A 19533-nucleotide genomic window follows, 5' to 3' on the forward strand; every position below is an offset into this window, starting at 1 on the left:
GTCATCGTGACGAGCCGCTGGATGCCATCACAGAGCGAAACGACGAGCGCGTTGGGCCAAAGGCACCAACGCCGAGTTGGGCAGAACGCCCGGCCGATCAGTTCTTGATGAGCGTCGCGGCTGTCTCGAAGTCGGTGGCTTCGAGCGTGGACAGGGCCTTGCGGCCGAGTTTCGCCACGTCGCCGATGTCGGCGAGGCGGAGCGCCTGCCGGTTGATCGCCTGTTCGAACAGGGTGCGGGAGTAGCGCGCGTTGCCGAACCCATCGCTACGGATTGCCCGCTCGAAGATGCGATCGAGGGCAGCATGCACGTCGGGCGCCAGGGTGTAGTCGGCGTCGCGTGCCACCTTCTCGGTGATGGCGACGAGCTCGGCCGTGGTGTAGTCGTGGAACGGGATCTCGCGAGCGAAGCGGGAACGCAGGCCCGGGTTGGAGTCGAGGAAGGCTCGCATCAACTTCGGGTAGCCGGCGACGATCACGACGAGTCGATCGCGATGGTCTTCCATCCGCTTGATGAGAGTTTCGATGGCTTCGGCCCCGAAGTCGTTGGTCTTCGGGCCAGCGGGGGAGAGCGCGTAGGCCTCGTCGATGAACAACACGCCGTCGAGCGCGCGCTTGATGGCCTTGTTCGTCTTGACCGCCGTGTGCCCGACGTACTGGCCGACGAGCCCGGCCCGGTCGACCTCGACCAGGTGGCCCCGTTTGAGGAGTCCGATCGAGCCGTACATCTCGGCGATCAGGCGGGCCACGGTGGTTTTGCCGGTGCCGGGATTGCCGAGGAAGACCAGGTGCTGACTGGTGGGCACCTCGGACAAGCCGTGCTCACGGCGCTGCGCCTGCACCTGGAGGAACGCGATGAGGGTCTTGACCTGGTCCTTGACCGAGTCGAGTCCGACGAGTGAGTCGAGTTCGGCCTGGATCTCGGCGAGTGGTCGCGGTGGGGTCGGCCGGCCAACGGGCATGTTCCCGCGGCGTTCCTCGATGCTTCGATCGGCGGCGCGCTTGGCCTGCTCGCCTGCCGCCTTCAGCTTCTTGCGAATCTGGTCTGGTCGCCTCACCATGGATGCGACGCTACCGAGGGCACGACCCGGTCCGCGAGGTCGTCGGTGAACCACGCCAAGGATCGGGGGCCGAGATGGACTCGATCGGTGTCGAACCCAACCCTTGGTTGACGGAGCGTTTCCCGCGGCTCGACCCGGAAGCCGGCCTCGGCGAGCAGGGACCGGTCGACGCTCAGCCAGTCGTCGGACACGTTGACGAGACCGACCAGCCGCCCGTTGCGCCGGTGATAGCGACCGAAACCGAACACCCGGTCGTCGCCGGTGTCGAGGATCCAGGTGGAGCCGCCCTGGGCCAAGGCCGGTGTCGCTGCCTTCACGGCGAACAGGTGCTGCAGCTCGGACCGTATGCGCTGCTCGATGGTGCCCGCTTCGTTCGAGCGATCGACGGCGTCCCAGTCCATGAACGGGCGTTGCATCCATCGGGAGTCGTCGGCGAGGTCCGGATCGTCGAGGTAGGACGGATCGTTGAGGGTGCCGAGTTCGTCGCCCATGTACAGCAACGGCATGCCGAATGAAGCCGCCAGTCCGTAGGCGAGCACGATGCGTTCGATGGCGGCGGTCACGGCGTCGTCATCGCCCGTTGCCAGGGCGCGCTCGAGTCCAGCGAGCGATGCGGTCGAGCCGCAGGTGCGTTCGTCGCCGGTCTCCTCGTTGACACTGAACGAGGCACCCTCGGCAAACGACCCCGGGAAGTCGCCGCGGTAGAAGTCGGCAAGGAACTTCCGGTGACTCGTGCCGTCGATGCCGGCCCGGTCGGCGTTGGTGTCGTCGATGGCCCAGCCGATGTCGTCGTGACAGCGCACGTAGGTGGCCCAGCCGGCCGAGTCCGGTGTGGACGGCAGTGCCGCCATCGACGAGCGCAGCAAACGAGCGTCGCGACTGGCAAGCGCACTCCAGATCAGCACCATCAACTGGTTGTGGTAGGCCAGGTGGCATTCGGCCCGCTCCCCCTGCTCGCCGTGCTGACCGAGGTAGCCGAGCAGGTCGGTGGGGGCGACGATGGCCTCGGCCTTGAGCAGCACGCCAGGAGCGGCGAGGTTGGTGAACTGACGCAGGATCTGTGCGATGAGATGGGCCTCGGGCTGGTTCTGGCAGTTGGTGCCCTTGCGCTTCCAGGTGAAGGCCACAGCGTCGAGCCGCATGACCTCGACGCCGGCGTTCGCCAGGAACAACACGATGTCGAGCATCTCGCCCAGCACCGCCGGGTTCGAATAGTCGAGGTCCCACTGGTAGGTGTTGAACGTGGTCCAGACCCAGCGTTGGAGGTCATCGTCCCAGGTGAAGTTGCCGGGTGCGATCTCGGGGAAGACTTCGGGGAGCGTGGCTTCCCAGTCGTCGGGCTCGGTGCGGTCCGGGTAGGTGATGTAGTACGCAAGCTTCTCGGCGTCGCCGGCTCGCGCCGCCTCGGCCCACGCATGTTCACGTGCAGTGTGGTTCATCACGACGTCGACACACAGCGAGATGTCCACTGCCCGAAGTGCGGCGGTGAGCGAGGCCAGATCGTCGAGGGTGCCGAGCGAGGGCTCCACGTCTCGGTAGTCGACGACGGCGAACCCGCCGTCGTTCGGTTCGGGCCTGGCCGCGATGACCTGCATGAGATGGAAGTACGTCACGCCGAGCGAGTGCAGGTATGGCACGCGTCGCTCGACGTCGGCGATGGTCGGCCCGAACCGTTCGCAGTACGCCACGTAGCCCAGTCGGTCGGGTGCCTGGAACCATTCGGGGTCGACCTCACGCGACGCGTCGAGCACCGCGAGGTCGCCCGGTCGTTCGGCGAGGGCGCGAGCCGACGACGAAGCGAGCTGGAAGAGCACGGCGTCGGCTCGGTCCTCACCGTAGAGCGCGACGAGCGACGGACGCGAGTCAATCACACATCGCCGGTACCGGGTGAGGAATCTCGCTCGAACGGTCGGCGCCAGCGCGCTCAGGTGCTCGAGCAGTGCTGCTTCGATCTCGTTGGTCGCGTCAACAGGCGGAAACACAGGCTGAACGCTACCCGAAACAGATCCAGCGCCTGCCGGTAGTGTCGGGCTGTGCAGTTGTCGCCCGCCGACCGATCGGCGTACCTGGAACGGATCGGAATCGACGCTGTCGCCATCGATGTACCACCGTCACTCGAGTCGTTGCGTGCGCTCCACGTTGCGCATCTCGAGCGGGTGCCGTTCGAGAATCTCGACATTCACGTCGGACGGGCGATCGAGCTCGATGAGCATCGCATCCTCGACAAGATCGTCCATCGACGGCGAGGCGGCTTCTGCTACGAGCTCAACTCGGCCTTCGCCGCCCTGCTCACCTCGCTGGGCTACGAGGTCACGCTGGCCGAGGCGCGGGTGTTCGACGGTGACGACCTCGGGATCGCCTTCGATCACCTGTGTCTCCTTGTCGATGTCGATCGTCGCTACCTCGTCGACGTCGGCTTCGGTGATTCTTTCGTTGCTCCGCTCGTCTTCGAGCCCGACGTCGAGCAGCAGGATCGTGCCGGCCGGTTCACGATCGAGGCCGTTGGAGACGGATGGTTCGACCTCATCCGCAACGGACGCCCGCAGTACCGCTTCTCACCGACGCCGCGTGCGCTCGACGACTTCGCACCCGGTTGCCATCACCATCAGACGGCCCAGGCATCGGGCTTCACCCGACGGCCGCTCGCGTCGCGACTGACCCCGACGGGTCGACTGACGCTCACCGGTATGTCGCTCCACGAGAAGACCGACGGTATTCGCACGGAGACCCCCGTCGCGCCCGATGATCTCGGCCGTGTGCTGGCCGAGCGATTCGGGCTCGGACTCGCCGACGACGACCTCGGCCTGCTGGTCGATGCATCCGGCCGAGGGGCAGCGCTGTTCGACACGGCGATCGGTCGCTGTGGGGTCGGCTGGGTGGAGCAGCGAATCACGATCGTCGCGCTGCCGGAGCGGTCGGATGCCGCCACCCTGGCCCGTGCTGCCGCCGCCGTGGGGGTCGATGACGCAGCGCAACCGCCGCTGTTCGTACGGCGGGGCATCGACGCGATGATCGACCTCGTCGCCGGCAACCGGCGATCGCTCGACGACCTGCTCGTCGACTTCGGCGACGCGCCGGCGTTCGATCGCTCGGCATGGGAACTGGCCCGAACGATCCCTCCCGGTGATGTGATGACCTACGGCGCGATGGCGAAGCGCTTAGGCCAGCCCGGAGGAGCTCAGGCCGTCGGTGGGGCGATGGGGCGGAACCCGGTGCCGCTGATCGTGCCCTGCCATCGAGTCATCGCCGCCGACGGCAAGCTCGGGGGCTTCTCGGCCAACGGCGGCACGGTCACGAAACGGCGGTTGCTCGAGATCGAGGGCGCCCCCATCGACCGCTCCCTGTTCTGAACACGTCGCCTGACGAATCGTTGACCGAGCGTTGATCGAGCCGTCGCTCGGGGTGGATGTCCGGCGGGGATCGTGAGGGCGTTGCCTCGATGGCGAGGAGGAGCTGGTGGCACGTGCACTGAGCGAGCTGCTTGAGCGCATTCGCCCAGCGGGAGCACCCGGTGCTCCGACCGAAGGCGAGCGACCCGACGAGGATCCGGCGAGTCGACCCGAGCTCGCGCTCGTCGCCGAGGTGCTGGCCGACTTCGTTGCCGAGGCGTCAGCGGTGCGGTCTGCCGCGACCGCGGAGGCGGCCGCCATTCGGCACGACGCAGACCTCCGCATCCAACGAATTCGTCAGCAACTTCCTGACCGAGTGGCACGCGCCGAGGCGACGAGTGATGCGGCGCACGAGGACCGCACACGGGGTGAACGCTCTGACCTCGAACGACAACGGCGTCGCGACCTCGAAGCGATCGATGCACGAGCGGAGCAGCTGCGACCCGTACTCGCGGCCGAGGCGGTCGAGCTGATCTGGCATCTGGTCCTTGGTGATGCTCCTGGCGCTGGGAGCAGACGATGACCGTGGGTTGGGTGGCGGCAACGACGCGCGGACGCTCGTTGGCAACGCGACTCGTCGGCCTCGACGGTGCGCAGGCGATCGCGCATGTCGAGTCGTGGCCGCAGGCTCGGAGCCTTCTCGCTTCGACGGTCTATGGCAACACGCTCGCCCTCGACGCCGATCGCCATGCTGCGCATCGTGCCGTCGCAGCCACGACGGCCTGGTATCTCCGAGTCGTGGCCGGATGGCTCCCCGCCAACGGCGCCGGCCTCGCCCGGTTGATGGCCGGGCCGGTCGAGATCTCGAACGTCGAGCAGCACTTCGACCGTCTTGCTGGAGACGAGACCGCCGCTCCCGTCGATCTCGGATCACTGGCGGTCGCCTGGCCACGGATCGCGGCGACGACCTCGGTCGGGCAGGTCCGGACCGTCCTCCGACACTCGAGCTGGGGTGACCCCGGGGTCGGTGAGCCGCCGGCCATCATCGTCGGTCTGTGGTTGTCCTGGTTGCGACGCCTCAGTCGCCAGGTCGACGAGTTCGGCCCCGAGGCGCGCGGGGCGGCAGCGGTCGTCCTGGCTCGTGAAACGCTTGCCTTCGAACGAACGCTCGCACATCCGGCGGGCGAGGACGAAGACCGACTGTTGACCCGGGCGTGGCGTAACGCTGCGACATTGCCGGATCTGCAGCGGCGGCTCCCCGACTCGGCTGGGTGGGCCTTGGCACCGGTCGACTCGGTGGACGATCTCTGGAAGGCCGAACTCGGCGTCGTCGCCGCGTTCGCGCTGAAGGCCCAGCAGTTGCTGGCTCGCCCTCGCAGCGATCGCAGCGCCGTCGCCGCGTTCATGGTGCTGGTGCTGGTCGACCGCTGGCGGGTCGACGCTGCGATCGAGGTCGCCGGTCGTCGGCCGCGGGAGGTGTTCGATGACGTGGCGTGAGGTGACGCCGATCCCCATGTCACGAGTGGCGGTCGTTGCGACGATGTCGACGGCGGGCGACGTCCTCGCCGCCGTTGCCGCTGCCGGCGTCTTCGAGCCCGACGAGGATCGTGCCCCGTCCCAACCCGGCGTGGCGACGGTCGACGAGCGGCTGGCTTCGGCCATCAGCATGAGCGGATGCCCGACCCTGACGGGTTGGATGCCCAGGGCAGAGGTGGAACCGCTGCGTACCATGCTCACGCCGCTGGGTGGCGGTGTTGCCGCCATCCCGGTTCGGCGCGGTGCGATCGTGCCAACCGCACACGCACCGGCGGGCATCGATTCGTCGCTGCGTCCCCTCGTCACGACGTACGGGACGATTCCCTACCGCGACGTCGATCCGACGATGTTCGCTGCGATCTCCTACATGCTCATGTTCGGGATGATGTTCGGCGATGTCGCCCACGGCGTGGCGTTGGCCGTCGTCGGCGTGATCCTGCACCGAACGACGTCCGGTCGCCTGGCCACGTTGTCAGGGTTTGCCTCGTTTCTCATCGGCGCCGGTGTGGCCTCGACCGGCTTCGGGCTGCTCTACGGTGAGTGCTTCGGGCCGACCGACCTGGTGCCCACACTGTGGCTGCACCCACTCGACGAACCCGAAACCCTGCTGCTCGCAGGATTGGCAGTCGGCGTCGCCCTTCTGGGAGTGACCTTCGTGCTCGCCTCGGTGAACCGGTGGCGCGAATCGGGCCCCGCCGTTGCGATGTACGACGCCTCGGGTCTCGGCGGCGCGCTGGTCTTCCTCGGTTTGGTGTCGGAACTCGCCGTGGCGCTGGGCGGTCCGCAGGCGCTCTCATCGGTCGCAATCGCTCTGGGTGGTCTCGGTCTTGCGTTGGTCGCCGTCGGGCTCGTCGCCCAGACCGGAACCGGTCCGACGGGATGGGCACAGGCGGTCATCGAAATCTTCGACACGGTGCTTCGTCTCGGTTCGTCGGTGGTGTCCTTCACCCGGCTCGCTGCCTTCGGGCTCACGCATGCGGTGATCACGAGCGTCGTGTGGGATGGCACCGTGGGACTCTGGCAGCGTGGCGGCATCGCATCGGGTACCGCTGCGGTGCTGCTGTTCACGGCTGGCAACGCAGCGGCCTTTGCGCTCGGCGCGCTCGTCGGTGCCATCCAGGCGTTGAGGCTCGAGTACTACGAGCTCTTCTCTCGGATCTTCCTCGGCCAGGGACGTCCCTTCTCGCCCTGGCATCTTCCCGACGAACGATTGGAATCGTCATGAACTCCTGGCTGCTCGCCCTCGTCCTCGTGTTTCCGCTCGTCGTGGTGGCGCCCTTCGTGCTGCGCTTGCCTCCTCGTATCCTTCGATGGCTGCAGCTCGGTGTCGTCGGGGGGACGCTCACGCTGGGGTTGACGCTGCTCATGGTCGGCCTGGTCTCGGAGCAGAGCGGTGCGACCGAGGCCGCAACCAGCGCGTCGTCCGTCGCTGTGGTCGTGCCGGCGCAGACCAGCACGGACACGACTGTGGGAGTCGACTCGGGTTCGGCGTTCCTGGGCGCAGCGATCGCCGTCGCGGCCTCCGCCATCGGCGCCGGCATCGCCGTGGCCTACACCGGCTCGGCCGCCCTGGCCACGGTGAGCGAGCAACCCGACCTCTTCGGCCGGGCGATGGTGGTGGTCGGCCTTGCCGAAGGCATCGCCATCTATGGACTCATCGTGGCCGTGCTGATCCTGGGCAAGCTATGAGCACGGTGGTTGCGCTCGGCGAGTCCCACGAACTCGATGGGTACGCCCTCGCTGGAGCGCGGGTCGTCCGCTCGCACAGCGCCACGCAGCTGGTCGAGGCGTTCGAAGCTCTGGAGGAAGAGGTCGGGCTGGTACTCCTGACCCGGTGGTCGGCCGACATACTGCGCGACCAGCTGAGCGAACGCCCTCGTCTGCTGCAGGTGGTTCTGCCATGACGACCATCGCCCGTCTGTCGCCCGCCGAACTGGAGTCGGTTGCTGCGTCTCTCGCGCCGGTTCGCCGGGCGCTGCTCGATGAGGCTGAAGCTGCTACCCGATCCATTCTCGTTGCGGCGCGCGAGGAAGCGGCGAGCCGAATCCGAAAGGAAGAGACGGCTGCCGATGACGCCGTTCGCCGAGCGGTCGAGCGACGCGAGCGTGCATCGCAGGCAGCGTTCGACCAGATGATGGCAGCGGAGCGGAGTCGCTCGGATCGCCTTGTTCGGGTGCGCCGGTCCGAGCACGTGGCTGCGCTGGTCGACGAGACGGTGTCAGCGGCGAGGAGCATGCGGTCGGACGAGCGCTACCCGCGACTGCTCGAAGCACTGGCGGAGCGGGCCAGGGTGCAACTGGGTCCCGAGGCGGGCATCGAAGCCGATCGGACCGAGGCTGGCGGTGTGATCGGGGAGCTCGGCCACCATCGGGTCGACTACTCGCTGGATGCGCTGGCGCGGCGGGCGCTCACCCGACTCGCCGATGAGGTGGCGGAGGTGGTGGGACAATGACCGAGGTCGGCCACGTGGTGCGGGTGAACGGTCCGGTCGTTCACCTCGAAGGACTCGAGGGGGCCGTGCACGGTGAGTTCGTCGAGGTGGGCGAGCGGCGGCTGCCTGGCGAAGTCATCTCGCTGCAACCCGACCATCTGGTCGCGCAGCTCTATGAGTACACCGGTGGGCTCGCCGTCGGCGCTCCGGCGTGGGCATCGGGCCACCCGCTGAACATCGAACTTGGCCCCGACCTGCTCGGCGGGATCTACGACGGCCTCCTGCGACCCTTGTCGGATGCCGCCGACTTCATCGATGCCCGGGCGCTGACGGACCAACGGATGACCGAGCACCAGTTCACGCCGAGCGTTGCGGTCGGCGACGTCGTCGGTCCCGGCGCCGAAATCGGCTCGGTGGCCACCTCGACGCCCGGACTCGACCACCTCGTGATCGTTCCACCGGGGCTCCGTGGAACGGTCGATTCGATCGTCGACGCGGGTGTCGTGAACTCCCGGGCCCCGGTCGCCGTGATCGATGGCCGGACCATCTCGCTGACCAGTTCGTGGCCGATCCGGCGCCCCCGACCGTTCGCCGAACGGCTGGTCGATCGGCCGCCCTTCGTCACCGGGCAGCGAGTGCTCGACACCATGGAACCGATCGCCAAGGGCAGTAGTGCCACGGTCATCGGCGGATTTGGTGAGGGCAAGACGATGCTGTTGGAACAGATTGCGAAGTGGGGCGACGCCGACGTCATCGTCTACGTCGGTTGCGGTGAGCGCGGCAACGAACTGGCGGACCTCGTGGACGAGTTGAGCGGGCTCACCGATCCGCGAACGGGTCGAAGCCTGCGTGAGCGAACCATCATCTTGGCCAATACCTCGAACATGCCGGTCATGGCCCGCGAGGCCAGTATCTACACGGCGACGACCATCGCCGAGTTCTACCGGGACATGGGTCTGCATGCGGTGATCATCGCCGACTCGACCTCCCGATGGGCCGAAGCGAGGCGCGAGCTGGCCAGCAGAACCGGTGCCATCCCGGCCGAGCAGGGGTACCCGGCCGATCTGGCATCGTCGCTGGCCGACTTCTATCAGCGAGCCGGCTTCGTGACCACACTCGGCGGCCGGCAGGGCGCCGTGACGATCGTGACGTCGGTGTCCCCGCCGGGTGGCGACCCCACCGAACCGGTTGCGGCGTCGACGCAGCGGTTCGTCCAGGCGGTGTGGGGACTCGACCGGGCGTTGGCCTATGCCCGTCACTATCCGGCGGTGAGCTGGCAGACGTCGTTCTCGCTCGACGTCGACCGAGTGGCGCGCTGGCACGCTGCCAACGGCGACCCCGATTGGCTCGTTCGCCGGTCACGACTGCAGATGGTGCTGAAGGAGGCGGGTCGACTCCAAGGCCTGGCCGATCTGGTCGGCCTGACCTCACTCGCCTCCCATGATCGAGTCGTACTGCTCACGGCGCGACTGATCCGTGAAGCCGTGCTGCAGCAGAGCGCCCTGAGCGACAACGACGCGTCCTGCTCGCTCTACAAACAGGCCGCACTGGCGCAGGCGGTGCTCGACGTGCACGACGCCGCGGTTCGGGCGGCCGATGGCGGAATCCCGGCGACCATCATCGAGAGCCTCGACTTCGGCCCGCTGGTGCGGGCGAAGGATGCGGTTGCGCCAGATGATGTCGCAGGCGTTGCGGCAATTGCTGACACGGTGCTGCGCTCCGTCGAGGAGGTGAGGTCGTGACGACGCCTCGAACGGTTGCTGCCGAGCAACGGCTCGTCGACGCGCTGACGGCGCCGATCGAGGTCGACGACGTCCTTCGGGTCGACGGCCCGTTGCTTTTCGTGAGGGTGACCGAGCCGGTCGGGTGGGACGACCATGTCGACGTGCGCGTGCCCGGCGGCGACATTCGCCATGGTGTCGTGATCGACGTCGAGCGAGACCTCGCGATCGTGGAGGTCTACGAAGGGACCGAGGGCATCGGCACTGCGCAGACGACCGTCTCATTCTCGGGGACGCCAACGGTGCTGCCAGCCACCGACCGCTGGCTCGGGCGGGTGTGCGACGGTCGGGGCGCTCCCCGTGACGGCGGTCCGGCGATCGTCGGTGCGGTCACCCGGCCGGTGGCGGGATCGGTGATCAATCCGGCCAAGCGAACGGTGCCCACCGATCCCGTCCTCACCGGTGTCTCGGCGATCGATGGCCTGATGACCCTCGTGCGGGGTCAGAAGCTCCCCGTGTTCTCCGAGGCTGGGCTGCCGCATCTCGAGCTGGCCATCCAGATCGCAGCCCAGGCACGGGTCGAGGGTGCGCAATTCAGCGTTGTTTTCGCCGGCATGGGCCTGACCAACGCCGACGTCGACCTCATCGTGGGCGGACTGGAGGATCGAGTACACAAGCGGCAGGCGTGCCTTTTCCTGAACACAGCCGACGATCCGGTGATCGAACGGATCCTCACACCGAGGGTCGCCCTGACGGTGGCCGAGCACCTTGCGTACGAGCTCGGCCACCATGTGCTGGTCGTCTTGAGCGACATGACGAGCTACTGCGACGCAGTGCGCCAACTCTCGGCAGCGCGCGGCGAAGTGCCGAGTCGCCGCGGCTACCCGGGCTATCTGTTCAGCGATCTCGCCAGCATCTACGAGCGTTGCGGTCGTATCACCGGGCGTCCCGGATCGATCACCGAGGTCCCGATCCTGACGATGCCGGCCGGTGACATCACACATCCGGTCCCAGACCTGACGGGGTACATCACGGAAGGTCAGATCGTTCTGTCGCCCGACGTGCTCGGTCGTGGGGTGACGCCGCCGATCGACGCGCTGTCATCACTCTCGAGGCTCATGCGACGTGGGGTGGGTGAGGGCCGAACTCGTGAAGACCATCGCGCGATCGCAGCGCAGGTGTTGGCGCTGCTGTCGCTCGCTCTCCAGGCCGAGGAACTGGCCTCGCTCATCGGCGTCGAGGCGCTGTCAATCACCGAGCAGCGCTATCTGAGCTTCGCCGATCGGTTCGAGTCCGACGTGATCGCCCAGGGCGGATCCGAGTCTCGCTCGCTCGAGGACACCCTCGATCGGTTGTGGAAGACGGCTTCGATCATGCCGACACGCGAACTCACGATGGTCAGCGAGGAGCAGATCGCTCGCTACCGGTCTCCAGATGGGAGGTCGAGATGAGCGGCACGGCCACGCCGACGGCTGCCGCCCGCCTGCGGTTGATCCGGCAGGAGCAGCTGGCCACGCACGCGGCCGAGTTGCTGAGTGGAAAGGAGGCTGCGCTCGAACGAGAGTGCGTCCGACTGGCAGGCCACGTCAATCGCACCGAGCAGCGGTGGCGTGAGCGATCGTCCGATGCCGCGACGTGGCTGCTGCGGACGCGCATGCTCGGGGGCAGTCGCGAGCTGGACCGTGTGGTCGACACCGAATCCGCGAACGCAGCGGTCTCGGTGACCTGGCAAGCCTCGATGGGTGTCGCGTACCCGAGCGACGTGTCGTGCACGTTTCCGGAACCGCCGGCGGTGTACACCACCGCCGCGATGGCTCCCACCATCGAGGCGCATCGTCAGGCACTACGCACAGCTGCGGAACACGCCGCAATGTCGTCGGCGTTGGAGCGGCTGCAATCCGAACTCGTCGCCACCCGCCGCCGGCGACGCGCAATCGAGGACCGGCTGATCCCCGACCTGGCCGCCGAACGCCAGGCACTCGAGATCCATCTCGACGAGGAGGACCGAGATCAGGCGCTGCGAGTTCGCCTCGCTGCTCGCCAGCAGACGGGAGTAGCGACGTGATCGAGCGCATCGTTGTCGCCGTCGATGATTCCTCCGCCGCCCTCGGGGCCGCCGAGTACGCCATCCGCCTGGCCGAGACCGTGCCTGCAAGGCTTCACGTCGTGACCATCGCCGATGCGGGTTCCAAGGGAGTTGCGCTGCTTCGCCATGTCCAGGAGTCGGCGGAACGGCACGGTGTCGATGTCGTCACGACCTTGCGCGATGACCACCCAGCCTTCGAGGCGATCCTCGACATCGCCCACGACTGGCATGCGGACCTCGTCGTGATGGGCCGCTCCGACGACCGCCGACCGGGACGGCACTACGTGGGCAGTGAGACCGAACACCTGCTCGAGTTCACCGATCTGCCCGTGCTCGTCGTCCCCGGGCCGCCGCACTGATCGGCCCGTCGCCTCCGAGACCGAGCTGGCGCCAGCATCTGCTCTTCCGGGGTGTCGTGTACGGCACTCTGGTACCGGAGATGTGGCCGTCGCCTGGTCGAGGCAAAACGAGACGAGCCCCCGAACAGGGGGTTCGAGGGCTCGCATTCGTGGGTCGGTTGCAGAACCCTGTGACCAGGGTGGACAAGCCCGCTGTCGGGTTGAGTTCCTATGACGGCGCTCGAAGTTTCCCACGATTTCGGGCCGAGACCCCCGGCAAGGGGTTCGACTGCCACTGCCACTGGCGGGCCATCGCACCCGAATGTTGCGGGAGTTGTTGCCGATGCTGCGGAAAGCGGTCAGCCGCGTCAACGCCTTCGCTGATTGGAGCATCGAGTGATCAAGAACCTTGCGGCGGTCCTGCTAAATGTGGTCGTGGCTACCAGTTGTTCGGCGCTGCCGCATGAACAGGCCGAGACGGGATCTGATGCGGTGGCGTCGGAGGCCGGGGCGGCGAACGTAGCCAATGAAGGAGTTGGACCGATTGTGCTGACCTGGCCGCCACCGGCGCCGGGCGTAGCGGTCGACGTTCAACTCGAAGGCGACTCCACCCGGGAAGGGGAGGAGCTAATCGCAGTCGACTACATCGCGCCCGACCCCTCCGTGGCGGACCCTCCGATCGAGGGAATCCTGCTCCCGAGCGACTGGTGCCGCTACCCCCAAGAAGACACCGGCGCCAACATCTACATCGGGCTGTCCGAAGAGACAGCGAAGGCCGTGGCGGTTGAGCGTGGTGACAGCTTGTTCGTGGCCGCCCGAGATTCGGCTTGGTGCTCCGTACCCTCGTGGTTCCACCGTAGCGGCCACGTCTACGTCACTCTGGAAGCTGGGATCGTGGCGAACGCTCGGGAGGACCTCCTCGACTTCGCAGAAGACGACTAGCTAGCTGAGGCAGCCGCGGTTCCAACCGGGGCTGCTCGCGTCGACCGTTCGAGAAAGATCATCGACGGTTGGCGTGGCCGAACCGGCGCTGCCGAAGCTGACAGCGTCAGATCGATCAGATGATGAGGTGGCCTGAGTGACTACAGCTCTCCGCAGTGGAATTGTCGGGGTTCTCACCCTGTTGACGCTCACCTCTTGCGGTGGGTTGCCCGGCACAGAGGCTTCCACCCGAGGAGGCGAGGCCTACCTCCCTCCGGTCGGTTCCCCCGGCGAAGGCGTCGTTCTGTCCGTCAGCCCCGAGCCCGGTGCCGCGCAAATCGGATTCACCGATGAACAGCGCGCAGGGCTGGCAGCAGCCGCCCTCAGGGCTACCGAGTTCAGCTGCTACCAGAATGTGGGTCAGGGCGCCGACCAGTACATCGGGCTAGCAGAGGACGTCGCTTCCCGACTCGCCGACTCTGAAGGCGACTGGCTCAACCTCGTCGGACGGGACAACCGGCCGTGCACTGCGCTTCTGCTGTCGAGAGATCAAACGAGGGTGTCGGTGGCCATCGTCGACGGGTGGATCGTCTCGGCAGCCCGCGGCTGACTAGCGCCATTCTTCGGCTGTGCGCTTCCGAAGTTCCTCGGCTGCTTCGGGACTCAATTCCTGGCCCTCAAGCGCCATGGTGTGAAGCACTCGGCTCACGAGTTCGGCGACATCGGCCTCGGATTGTCGATCGATGACCGCCTGGTAGCTGCCTTCGGGGACGATTGCGTACACCAATCGGCACCCCATTGCCGATGCCGCTCGATCGAGCGTGCTCAGCCTGATCGAGCCTGTCTTCTCTCCGGCCTCGATCTGCCCGATACGGGAGCGGTGAACGCTCATCCGTCGCGCCAGCTCCGACGCGCTCAGGCCGAGTGCGTCCCGCGTGGCGCGTATCCACCCGGCGTGGGGCACGAGGATCTCGGTGTCGACGAGCGGGCCCAGATGGCGGGTGAGCCCGTCCTGTGAGCGCTTCATTGCGCTACGTCGAGCTGGTGTTCGTGCCATGACCACCCTCCTTCTTGTTTGTCTAGCTTTAACTAGCCGTCGGGTGTTCACAACGCTAGCTATAGCTCGACAACTTCAAGCTCAGATGGTTCCGGAGGGCCGGTCGCTCCGAGTAAGACTGCGGACCGGGAGTTCTCATCTCGCAACCCGCTCTCGAAAGGCCAAGACGATCTGCGCAAGAAGGATCGGCCCGAGGAAGCGGACGCCCGTTTGCACGTAGCCTTCAGCGGTCGAGAGATTGGCCGCCGGAGGCCTGAGGCCTCCGACGGCGAAGGCTGCCAAGCCGAGGAGGATCAGCCCGATGAATCAGACTGCTGCCTGCAGGGATCTGGCCTCGGTCAGCGTCGCCCGCTCGGCCTCAGTGGCCGACCGTCGATAAGGGGACGCTCCTATGTCGTGTCAAGCGGTGTGATGTTCGAGCTGGCGGAAGAGCTGTCGCGTGACGTATCGCTTGAGGCAACGTTTGATCTCCCGATCGGTCTTGCCCTCGGCGCGGCGCCGCTCGACGTAGGCCCTGGTCTCGGGATCGACCCGCATGCGGGTAACGACGACGGTGTGGATGGCCTGGTTGAGACGGCGATCACCGGACCGATTCAGCCGATACCGGATCGTCATTCCCGACGAGGCTGGAATCGGAGCGGTGCCGGCAAGCATCGCGAACGCAGCGTCGGAGCGAACGCGGCCGGGATGTGACCAGGCGCAGAGCACGGTCGCCGCCACGATCGGGCCGACACCACAGTTGTCCAACAAGTCTGGGCGCCAGGCGCGGACGAGGTGAAGGATCGCTCGTTCATGCTCCCGGGCTTCCTCAGCAAGGTTGATCGCCCGGCGGGCGAGACAACGCAACACGAGTGCGGTCTCACGTGTCGCCACGTCCCAGCGTGGATCCACACGAAGACGGGAACAGATCTTGAGCATCTCCGCCGTGGTCTTGCCCCGAAGCTTCGACCGGAGCTGCTCGGGAGCGACAACGACGAGCCCGTGGATCTGGCGTTGAGTATCGGTGCTGCTATCGACAGCGAGGCGGCGGGCAGCCAGCCGAACTGCGAGCGCTTGGCGTTCCCCGTCAGAGCGAGGCTCGCTCAGGTGCTCACGGCTGAGTGCTTCACGAGCAGCACGAACGGCGTCGATCGGGTCGGACTTCGCTCCGTGGCGACGGTTGGCTCGTTTCGGTCGATCGAGTTCGACCACCCATTCACCGCGCTCGGCCAGGCAACGGGCGAGACCGGCGCCATATCCGTTCGCACCTTCGATCGCCCAGACCCGCAGGCCACCGTGATTCCCAGCGAACTCGAGCAGTGCCTGATGGCCACCGAGATCGGTGCAGGCGGTCATGCTGTCGATCACGGCGCCGGTCGATGCCGCAACGACAGCGGCGGTGTTGGTGTGTTTGTGGGTGTCGACTCCGATGACGACGTCGACGACTTCTGCCAGCATGGTCACTGCGTTTCTCCTTTGAACGTGGAACGTGAGGTTCCGGTCCAGGGCGGAGATCGGCGGGACTGTGATGGGACACGCCAGGGATCAGCTGGCGGTCGAGCTCCTGATCAGGCCAGTCACTCCGGCCAGGGCCGGGGCCGATGACCGGATGCGGACATGTCCCCAACAAGACACTGCGGTCAGTCAGAATTCGAGTCACGCACCAGGCCATCGACCACAGCACACCACGAGCGCGGTGGCCGCAGCTACAGACTCACAGTCAGTATTCAATCGACGCTTGTACCTATCTCGAATCGCAAAGCGCACTTGGTGAACGCGGCTAGTCTCGATTGACGCCGTTGAACCGAGGGTTGATAAGTGGCTAGCGACCAAATTGCAGTCGAGGGCTGTCTGACGTTCGAACACGCTACTGCACTGGCCGACCGGCTTGCGCGAAGCTCGGGCGAGATCGAAGTTGACCTTCGTGGTCTGGAGTCGGCGTCGATCTCTGGTGCGTTCATACTTACGCAGGCCATCATGGGTTCCGTCCGCTCGGTCCGGTTCAGAGTGAGACTGCCATCGTGGGCTTCACTCGAACCCGATTCGGTCCAAGAGATGTGGGCAGCGGTTTCCGATCTCGTTTCGCGGCGATGATCGCTGAATCGATGACGAACGTTTCCAGCGCTCGGGCGAATCGACAGCAGCTTCACGAGCGCGTGACGGGTGCGGGCATGGACTGTGGTCGTTCGTCGGTACGCCTCTTTCGCAATAGCCAGCTCAAGAATGCCCCGCCCGTACCGGCCTCTGTCTGGACCTCTCTCGACAGCGTCCTAGCACTTGACCGGTCGCTCGGCTTGCATCAAGGCGCCGATCGAACTGGGCGAAGCCAACTGGGCTTCCTGACTGAAGCACTACAGAACGCCTACGAGCACGGTCTCTCCGATGGAAGCAAGAGTCTTTCCGGGAGGGTTCTCCTGAGCGCTCGAAGCATCAACCTTCACGACGAGGCTGATGCTCTCGGCGATGGCGACCCTATTGGTGCCCACATTCGTGAACTGTCGGCGGGTGCGGGTCTCGCCTCGGCGGCGGTCTGGACAGTCTTTGACCAGGGGGTTGGTGTCTCGGCGAAGTACAGCGGACGTGAGAGAGATCCTTCCCGCCAGTTTGTCAATGAATTGGCGGACCTCCATCAGGCTATGTCGCCAGGCAAGAGCAGCGCACGAACAAAGTTCTCAGCCAGTCGAGGTCTCGGGTTCAAGAACATGGGACAAGCTGTAGTCGGTGAGCGGGGGCCATGATCCTGCGAACAGGGCGCATGGGATCGCTGGCCCGCGATCCCAATGCACTGTTCGACTCCGAGCTTGATGACCTTTCTGTCTTCGGAAGGAACTGGAAGTTTGAGGAATGCCCGGACTTCCATGGCACAGCTCTACTCGGGCTTTTTGCCTGGTCTTCGAGGCGGGTGGGCGAGTGAGAGCGACAGTCTGGGCTGAGGGGTCACCGGCATCATCGATTGTCAATGTGGTCGGATCCGGCAAAGACATCCTCCTGCTCCTGGCAGATGGCTCGTATGATGGCGGAGATCTGGTTGATCAGGCCTATCAGCGAATCAAGCCTCGTGACATTGAGTCTGCAAGTCTGCTCTGCATACGCCTGCACCCCGGACAGCTCGAACGGTTCGAGGCTGACGTCAACCTCGATCATTTTGAGCGACATGCGGTTGCTGTGGTGCATCTCGACGGCAAGTCCGCCGAGCCCTCGTTGAAATGGCTGAGGAGACCGTTGAAGAGTCTCGCCCGGACAGCGACATTATCGAGCTTTGCCGCTCTGTGGAGCTGAGTTCATATCTAAATGCCCCCGGTGCCATTCTTCCCTCTCTTCCTGGCGGACACTACGAGGCACCCACCGGACAACACTACGACACATTCCTGCGAGCCGGATCAGCACTGGCAGACACGCCGACATTGGAGGGTTTAGCTTCTGGCTAGCACAGTTCATCGAGCCTCGAAGCCAGGTCTTAATGGATACGGGCTCGCTGCTTTCAGTCGGTTTCGCTCTCCGCACCTACCTTCGGCATAGGCTGGGCTGGGAGGAAGTCGATCTGCCAGAGATCGACGCACGTGCGACGAACATGGAGTCGGGCTGGCGCCTATTCGCAAGGGTTCGTGCGAGTCTCGAAAAGGTACGAGCGTCGCCTTGTGTCCTTAGTTAGTGTACTCGGAACTGGACGAACTGTCGAAGAGATCGCAAGCGAGTTTGGACGTGGATTCGACTCAGTGGTGAGGATTGCTCTATTCGGTCAAGAATCCAAAGAGGTCGAGGTTCTCTCCAAACCGGACCTTCCCATCGGTCCTCTTGGGTCTCCCTGCCCGCAATGCGGCTGCGACATTGTTCGGATCGATCCGATTTCTCTCCAGGTTAGCGACGAGAGTCATCTGAAGGCTCGAATCACACGGCAATCGTCGAAACAGTCACACGACTTTTTCTCACGTTACGCCGAAAAGGATCTGTTTCGCGTGCACCGTGACACCGGGTCGCGTCATCATGCCTTCTACATCGAGACCTCAAAGCTGATTACCACGAGGGAGTTTGGGAGGCGGCTAGATCGTGTCCTTACCGAGGAGCGCTTGTTGTCAGAGGAGGTTGCCCTATTAGCCGGCACCGCGCACTGACGTCGAGTTCGCGTCGATAGTCGGCGAGAGACTCGGCACTGTGCCAATTGTGATTGAAGCGGAGAATCTTGCGGACGTGACCACCGCAGAACGACGGCAGATCATGAGGGCGCGCACCTTGCTTGTCGTTGAGGCGACTCTGGTTAGCCCCTCCGCTTCCGTTCGTACCGTGCCGCGCTGGCAAGTAGCGGTATGGTTCGCGACGGCGCCTCGATTGGTCTCATTTCCGGTGTGTCTCGAATGGAGTCGGACGAGCGCAAGAACATGGTCAAGGACATGTGTGACCGCAGGAAGTTGGGAAATCCTGCCTCGCTCGTGCCCGTCTTCCTTGAGGTCGAAAGTGTGTTCATGCCGGACTTCGACCAGTCGGATTGCGCTTGGTGTGAGGAGGCTCTCCGGCTCGACGAGATTGACGATCCTGCTCCGGTTCTGGCTCAGCGAATCGATCACCTAGCTCTCGGCCGATCGATCGGAATTCCGAATGGGGTCTTCCTTTCTGACACGGCGATCCCACCTCTCGGCCCGTACAGCATCATTGTCGACTCGGATCGCGAGGGTGACATAGCACTTTCGACTGCGTCTGCGGTCCAGACATTACGGTCGAACGGTCAACTGAACCTAGAATCGAACCTTTCGAACCCGCATATCCTGGACCCGAACTACTACCTTGGCGGGCGCTTCTCAGCCCAGGTAGTTGTGGCAGCGATACTGCGCTCAGCTCGCGCCTCTGACTTGCGGACTCCTGCGATTGAGGATGCCCTTCGAGACCTCCTTGCCGAGCGATTGGCTGAGCCTGTTGATGTGTGCTTGCACCTTGAGCTTCTTCTCGCGGCCGCGTCCGGTCGGCTTCCCGAGCCCGGCGTGGATGCTGACTCATTCTCCCCCGCAGCGAAGCAGTTGTTCGAGAGCATTTCGGGAGCACCCTTCTAGCTAGTGGTTCGTCGTTAAAATAGCTAGGTAGGC

The 19533-nt window shown here is 65.4% G+C and carries 20 protein-coding genes; 15 read left to right on the plus strand and 5 right to left on the minus strand.

What is annotated here, in order from left to right; translation table 11 throughout:
- Nucleotides 1-97: 97 nt before the first annotated feature.
- Both R2733_10575 and R2733_10580 read right to left on the minus strand, forming a co-directional pair.
- The gene (locus tag R2733_10575; protein ID MEZ5376945.1) at nucleotides 98-1060 is read right to left on the minus strand and encodes an AAA family ATPase; all 963 of its coding nucleotides are present in this window, start codon (nucleotides 1058-1060) and stop codon (nucleotides 98-100) included.
- Nucleotides 1054-3042 carry an alpha-amylase family protein gene (locus tag R2733_10580; protein MEZ5376946.1) on the minus strand — a complete coding sequence of 663 codons (1989 nt, stop codon included), beginning with the start codon at nucleotides 3040-3042 and terminating at the stop codon, nucleotides 1054-1056. The genes R2733_10575 and R2733_10580 overlap by 7 nt, the downstream gene beginning before the upstream one ends.
- A 51-nt stretch (nucleotides 3043-3093) precedes the next feature.
- Here R2733_10580 and R2733_10585 point away from each other — a divergent pair, with 51 nt between their 5' ends.
- The 13 genes from R2733_10585 to R2733_10645 all read left to right on the plus strand — a co-directional run bounded on the left by R2733_10585 (nucleotide 3094) and on the right by R2733_10645 (nucleotide 14032).
- Nucleotides 3094-4410 carry a methylated-DNA--[protein]-cysteine S-methyltransferase gene (locus tag R2733_10585; protein ID MEZ5376947.1) on the plus strand — a complete coding sequence of 439 codons (1317 nt, stop codon included), beginning with the start codon at nucleotides 3094-3096 and terminating at the stop codon, nucleotides 4408-4410.
- A gap of 106 nt (nucleotides 4411-4516) precedes the next feature.
- Entirely contained in the window at nucleotides 4517-4972 is a 456-nt protein-coding gene (locus R2733_10590; GenBank protein ID MEZ5376948.1) for a hypothetical protein, read from the plus strand.
- Nucleotides 4969-5886, plus strand: a complete 918-nt coding sequence (locus tag R2733_10595; GenBank protein ID MEZ5376949.1) for a hypothetical protein — start codon at nucleotides 4969-4971, stop codon at nucleotides 5884-5886. The genes R2733_10590 and R2733_10595 overlap by 4 nt, the downstream gene beginning before the upstream one ends.
- Nucleotides 5873-7150 (plus strand): V-type ATPase 116kDa subunit family protein, encoded by a 1278-nt coding sequence (locus tag R2733_10600; GenBank protein ID MEZ5376950.1) that lies wholly within the window; start codon nucleotides 5873-5875, stop codon nucleotides 7148-7150. The genes R2733_10595 and R2733_10600 overlap by 14 nt, the downstream gene beginning before the upstream one ends.
- Nucleotides 7147-7614 carry an ATP synthase subunit C gene (locus R2733_10605; GenBank protein ID MEZ5376951.1) on the plus strand — a complete coding sequence of 156 codons (468 nt, stop codon included), beginning with the start codon at nucleotides 7147-7149 and terminating at the stop codon, nucleotides 7612-7614. The genes R2733_10600 and R2733_10605 overlap by 4 nt, the downstream gene beginning before the upstream one ends.
- Nucleotides 7611-7829: a hypothetical protein gene (locus R2733_10610; GenBank protein MEZ5376952.1), complete on the plus strand. Its 219-nt coding sequence runs from the start codon at nucleotides 7611-7613 to the stop codon at nucleotides 7827-7829. Before R2733_10605 ends, R2733_10610 begins: the two co-directional genes overlap by 4 nt.
- Entirely contained in the window at nucleotides 7826-8377 is a 552-nt protein-coding gene (locus tag R2733_10615) for a hypothetical protein (GenBank protein ID MEZ5376953.1), read from the plus strand. Before R2733_10610 ends, R2733_10615 begins: the two co-directional genes overlap by 4 nt.
- Nucleotides 8374-10098: a V-type ATP synthase subunit A gene (locus tag R2733_10620; GenBank protein ID MEZ5376954.1), complete on the plus strand. Its 1725-nt coding sequence runs from the start codon at nucleotides 8374-8376 to the stop codon at nucleotides 10096-10098. The genes R2733_10615 and R2733_10620 overlap by 4 nt, the downstream gene beginning before the upstream one ends.
- The gene (locus R2733_10625; GenBank protein ID MEZ5376955.1) at nucleotides 10095-11528 is read left to right on the plus strand and encodes a V-type ATP synthase subunit B; all 1434 of its coding nucleotides are present in this window, start codon (nucleotides 10095-10097) and stop codon (nucleotides 11526-11528) included. Before R2733_10620 ends, R2733_10625 begins: the two co-directional genes overlap by 4 nt.
- A complete protein-coding gene (locus R2733_10630) occupies nucleotides 11525-12142 on the plus strand; it encodes a V-type ATP synthase subunit D (protein MEZ5376956.1) in 618 nt (205 codons plus the stop codon). The genes R2733_10625 and R2733_10630 overlap by 4 nt, the downstream gene beginning before the upstream one ends.
- Nucleotides 12139-12522: a universal stress protein gene (locus R2733_10635; protein MEZ5376957.1), complete on the plus strand. Its 384-nt coding sequence runs from the start codon at nucleotides 12139-12141 to the stop codon at nucleotides 12520-12522. Before R2733_10630 ends, R2733_10635 begins: the two co-directional genes overlap by 4 nt.
- Before the next feature lie 375 nt (nucleotides 12523-12897).
- A complete protein-coding gene (locus tag R2733_10640) occupies nucleotides 12898-13443 on the plus strand; it encodes a hypothetical protein (protein ID MEZ5376958.1) in 546 nt (181 codons plus the stop codon).
- 136 nt (nucleotides 13444-13579) lie between these two features.
- Nucleotides 13580-14032: a hypothetical protein gene (locus R2733_10645; GenBank protein MEZ5376959.1), complete on the plus strand. Its 453-nt coding sequence runs from the start codon at nucleotides 13580-13582 to the stop codon at nucleotides 14030-14032.
- Here the strand turns inward: R2733_10645 and R2733_10650 are convergent, their stop codons facing one another.
- Nucleotides 14033-14479, minus strand: coding sequence for a mobile mystery protein A (locus R2733_10650; protein ID MEZ5376960.1), 447 nt, complete (start codon nucleotides 14477-14479; stop codon nucleotides 14033-14035).
- A gap of 399 nt (nucleotides 14480-14878) precedes the next feature.
- Nucleotides 14879-15916 (minus strand): IS110 family transposase, encoded by a 1038-nt coding sequence (locus tag R2733_10655; protein ID MEZ5376961.1) that lies wholly within the window; start codon nucleotides 15914-15916, stop codon nucleotides 14879-14881.
- Nucleotides 15917-16479: 563 nt separating this feature from the next.
- Between R2733_10655 and R2733_10660 the strand changes: the two genes are divergently transcribed.
- Nucleotides 16480-17196 carry a hypothetical protein gene (locus R2733_10660; protein ID MEZ5376962.1) on the plus strand — a complete coding sequence of 239 codons (717 nt, stop codon included), beginning with the start codon at nucleotides 16480-16482 and terminating at the stop codon, nucleotides 17194-17196.
- 208 nt (nucleotides 17197-17404) lie between these two features.
- Here R2733_10660 and R2733_10665 read toward each other — a convergent pair whose 3' ends face one another.
- The gene (locus tag R2733_10665) at nucleotides 17405-17632 is read right to left on the minus strand and encodes a hypothetical protein (GenBank protein MEZ5376963.1); all 228 of its coding nucleotides are present in this window, start codon (nucleotides 17630-17632) and stop codon (nucleotides 17405-17407) included.
- Between the two features lie 1178 nt (nucleotides 17633-18810).
- On the opposite strand from R2733_10665, the gene R2733_10670 reads away from it, so the two are divergent.
- Complete coding sequence (locus R2733_10670; protein MEZ5376964.1) at nucleotides 18811-19500, plus strand: hypothetical protein; 690 nt, start codon at nucleotides 18811-18813, stop codon at nucleotides 19498-19500.
- Nucleotides 19501-19533: the final 33 nt, after the last annotated feature.

It is taken from the genome of Acidimicrobiales bacterium (assembly GCA_041394265.1).
Lineage (GTDB): Bacteria > Actinomycetota > Acidimicrobiia > Acidimicrobiales > SZUA-35 > JBBQUN01.